Origin of the sequence: Acinetobacter stercoris (genome assembly GCF_900323515.1) — a bacterium.
Lineage (GTDB): Bacteria > Pseudomonadota > Gammaproteobacteria > Pseudomonadales > Moraxellaceae > Acinetobacter > Acinetobacter stercoris.
Genome location: NZ_OOGT01000265.1, coordinates 1 through 4,253, shown reverse-complemented (window position 1 = coordinate 4,253; position 4,253 = coordinate 1). Strand labels below are relative to the sequence as shown.

At 36.5% G+C, this 4,253-nt stretch carries 4 protein-coding genes and 1 pseudogene; 2 read left to right on the top strand and 3 right to left on the bottom strand.

Annotation, left to right across the window (positions count from 1 at the left end; translation table 11 throughout):
• The coding region (locus KPC_RS20495; RefSeq protein WP_121975736.1) for a hypothetical protein at positions 1-359 on the top strand (359 nt) is incomplete at its 5' end.
• Positions 360-427: 68 nt separating this feature from the next.
• Here KPC_RS20495 and KPC_RS18150 read toward each other — a convergent pair.
• Entirely contained in the window at positions 428-1,408 is a 981-nt protein-coding gene (locus KPC_RS18150) for an MBL fold metallo-hydrolase (RefSeq protein WP_121975735.1), read from the bottom strand.
• A 124-nt stretch (positions 1,409-1,532) separates the two neighbouring features.
• A complete protein-coding gene (gene metG, locus KPC_RS18145; protein ID WP_121975734.1) occupies positions 1,533-3,587 on the bottom strand; it encodes a methionine--tRNA ligase in 2,055 nt (684 codons plus the stop codon).
• 146 nt (positions 3,588-3,733) lie between these two features.
• Between metG and KPC_RS18140 the strand changes: the two genes are divergently transcribed.
• Positions 3,734-3,973 (top strand): hypothetical protein, encoded by a 240-nt coding sequence (locus KPC_RS18140; protein ID WP_121975733.1) that lies wholly within the window; start codon positions 3,734-3,736, stop codon positions 3,971-3,973.
• A gap of 33 nt (positions 3,974-4,006) precedes the next feature.
• On the opposite strand, the pseudogene KPC_RS18135 reads toward KPC_RS18140, so the two are convergent.
• Positions 4,007-4,253, bottom strand: a pseudogene (locus KPC_RS18135) (IS5/IS1182 family transposase); the annotation flags it as partial.

The following is a 4,253-nucleotide window of genomic DNA, read 5'->3' as shown; positions in this document are numbered from 1 at the left end:
TAATTATACCAGTTATTGAAGGAAATAATAGTTTACGTTTGGTTGGGAAATATCAACTTGATGAGATTGATGTCATCTTGGTGCAAGATAATGGTGGAGTTGCTTGCCCAGCAGAGCTTTACTTTATAAAGCTTATTAAGGGGAGAAATCCTGTCGTTTCACCAAGATTTGGTTCATGTTCTGATTTAGTAGATATATTTGTTAAAACAGATAGAATTATCGTTAAAATGCCAATGTTTGCAGGGATAGCAGAAGACCCTGTTAGATTAAAAAAAATAGGTAATAAGAAAATGATCTATGAATATGATGGCAATGTTTTAAAAGAAAATGGAAAAGTCTTAAAATCGAATAATGAATAATTCAATCGGATATTTAAATTAAGTTTTAATTGATTTGAGAAACCCTTTTTAGGGTTTCTGTTAGATGATTAATCTTTAAAATGTATTGGTATCCATTGATAGCTTTGACCATCTGCTGAATAAATATGCCCAATTCCAGGAAATGGTAAATGAGGAGCTGCGATAGTTTGTCCATTTTTTGCATAGTCCGAAAACTGTTTTAAACGGGTCTGCACAGCTTGTTGTGGATCAATATCATATTCAATAGCCGTTTCAGGTCTGTCAAACTGAACAGTATGTGAATGGACAATATCACCAATAAATACAATATCCTGATCAGTAGTTTTAAATTTATAACTGAAATGACCTGGTGTATGTCCAGAAGTATTTATCACCTCAAAACCCTTTATTTTGTCACCAAGTTTAAATATTTTAAACTGCTTTTTAGCTTGATATGGTGCAATCGCAGCTTTTATGGTTTTAACAGTACCAAAATAATTTTCCAGCTTATCTTTCGGAATCGACTTACTTTGTTTCGGATTTAACCAGTAATCTGCTTCATCTTTGGATACATAGATTGTGGCATTTGGAAAATTAGCTACACCATTTTTACTGACACCGCAGACATGATCTGGATGCAAGTGTGTTAATAGAATGGTATCCACTTGCTCAGGCTTGTAGCCAGAAGCTTTTAAATTTTTAAGAACAGAACCTAAGTGAGCACCAAAACAGTCTGCTGTACCACTATCAACTAACACAAGTGCGGAACCCGTATTTACTAAAAAGGCATTTATTGAAGTTTGAACGCCTTTAGCTTGATCTGCATGGTATTTCTTTAAAATTTCATGAACCTTGTCTTGAGATATATTTTGAAATAATGTAGGGGACATGAAATTTGTGCCATCAAGCAGGGCAGTAATTTGGATGCTTCCTAACTGATGTTGATAAAAGCCAGCAACTTGAGGTTGTTGTTCTATATCTATAATTGGTAAGCTCTTTTGAGTTTGAGCAAATGTTGCAGAGGATAAAATGGCAACAGATGTTGATATTACAAAAAGGCATTTTTTCATGTCGTTGTTATTTTCTATTCAATGATAGTCATGTTGTAACATGTTTTTTTGTTTTATACATTTTTTAGCTGTAAAAAAAATCCTCTTATGTAAGAGGATTTTTCATAAAGTCATTTTATGTCTATTAAGACACCTTATCGCCTGGTTTTGCTCCAGAATCTGGAGAAATAATAAAGATACCTTCACCATTTCCTGCCGCAAGTACCATACCGTTTGAAACGCCAAAACGCATTTTACGCGGTGCAAGATTAGCAACCAGTACAACTAATTTATCTTTCAAATCTTCAGGTGCATAGCTGCTACGAATACCACTAAAGACATTGCGGGTTTCCGCTTCACCTGCATCTAGCGTCAATTGTAAAAGCTTATCTGAACCTTCAACTGTTGCTGCTTCAACTACTTTTGCAACACGAAGATCAACTTTAAGGAAATCTTCGATACCAATGACTTCAGCTTCACCTATTTTAGGCTCGGTTTTTTTCTCTGCTTTCTTTTCTTTTTTCTTTTCAGCTTTTGCAGGAGCAGGGGCTGCTAAAGAATCTTTAGATGCTTCAACCATCGCTGCCACAGCTTTAGAATCTACACGTTGCATCAGTGGTTCGAACTGAGCAATTTCATGGGCAACCAGGATTTGTTTGCGTGAAGCAAAGTCAAAACTTTCAAGTTTAAGGAAGTCTTGAACTTGCTTTGCCAAAGCTGGAAGTACAGGAGCGAGATAAACAGCCAGTTGACGGAAAAGATTGATTCCTACAGAACAAACATCATGGACTTGCTGTTCTTCGCCTTCGACTTTAGCGAGTGCCCAAGGTTTTTTCTCATCGATATATTGGTTTGCGCGGTCAGCCAATGCCATGATTTCACGAATAGCAGTAGAAAATTCACGTGATTCATAAGCTTTAGCAATCGAATCACCAGCATTGATAAAGCTTTGTACCAGTTCTGGTTCAGCACATTCACTTGAGAGTTTATTATCAAATTTAGTGTTAATGAATTTTGCACAACGGCTGGCAATATTCACTACTTTACCGACTAAATCCGAGTTAACCTTTTGAACGAAATCATCAAGATTTAAATCCGAATCTTCAACTTTATCAGACAACTTGGAAGCGAAATAATAACGTAAATATTCAGGATTTAAATGCTGTAAATACGTTTCTGCCTTAATGAATGTACCGCGTGATTTCGACATTTTTTGACCATTAACAGTCAGGAATCCATTTACAAATAAACCTGTTGGCGTACGATAGTTTGCACCTTCAAGCATTGCTGGCCAGAACAGCGCATGGAAATAGACAATATCTTTACCAATGAAGTGATAAACCTCATTTTTAGAGTCTTTTTTCCAATAATCATCAAAGTTTAATTCTGGACGTTTAGTTTTGATGTAATTTTCAAAACTAGACATATAACCAATAGGCGCATCTACCCAGACATAGAAATATTTGTTTGGTGTATCTGGGATTTCAAAACCAAAATATGGTGCATCACGTGAAATATCCCAATCAGCAAGACCTGCATCAAACCATTCATCTAGTTTATTTGCGATTGAAAGTGGTAAACGACCTTCATCACGTGTCCATTTTTGTAAATATTCTGAGAAATTAGGCAGTTTAAAGAAATAATGATCAGATGATTTTTCAACTGGTGTTGCTCCACTCAGAGTCGAGCGAGGGTTTAAAAGTTCAGTGGCATTATAAGTCGTACCGCACACTTCACATGAATCGCCATATTGATCTTCAGCCTTACATTTAGGGCATGTACCTTTAATAAAGCGGTCTGAAAGAAACATCCCTTTTTCAGGGTCAAACAATTGTGTTACAGGTCGAATCGCAATATTGCCTGCTTCACGGTTTTTAATATAAATTTCTTCAGAACGGGCTTTATTTTCATCACTATTGGTTGAGTCATAGTGATCGAAATGCACACCAAATCCATCAAAATCACGGATATGTTCTTTTTGAACATTGGCGATTTGCTGTTCAGGCGTAATGCCATTTGCTTCAGCACGTAACATAATCGCAGTACCGTGTGCATCATCCGCACAAACATAAGTCACATTGTGTCCCATAGCACGCATTGCACGAACCCAAATATCTGCTTGGATATAACCGAGTAAGTGACCCATATGGATGGGACCATTGGCGTAAGGTAGGGCATTTGTGACTAAGATATTTCGCACGGATATAACTCTCTTTCTCAAAGTTAATGCAAGGGTAGTGATTTTACCTGAGTTAAGAGAGAGATGCACAAGAGATTAGATGAATTCTTTTCAAAAGCCTTTATACTTGTGTAGATAAAGATAAAAAATGGATAAGGACATAAAAAATGCGTTCGTGGAGTTGGATTTTTAGCTCGCTTATTGCAGGAGCGAGTTTAATGATTTTATTGCTTTTAATTGGATGGTCAGTTTTACTGATTGATTTTAGATTACCTGATGGTCAGCCTGATAATTCTGCAATAAGAGGATTTGCGGCTTTGTTTTTTATGGCTCCAATAATTACAGTTATTCTTAGTTTCTTTTATGCGATAGTTTTTTATATTTTACCGGCTTTGTTGCATAAATAAAAATAAAGATGAGTCAGTCTATCTTCCCGATATTTATGCAACAGCGACTGTTTGGGCTGTACCGAGTTGAGTAAATTTATTCAAAATATCGACTCTGATTTGCAAGTCGACTACCTGACGATTAAAGCATCGGCTAGACACCCCTTGTCCAAGCCGTTTAAATGCAAACATTTTGGCTTCTATTCGTGAACGTTGATGATAACCAATATCTCTTTTCCACTGCTTTCGTCCCTTGTTCCAACAGGCTTGTACTGCATGATTCCTTGCTCTGCCAATTTCA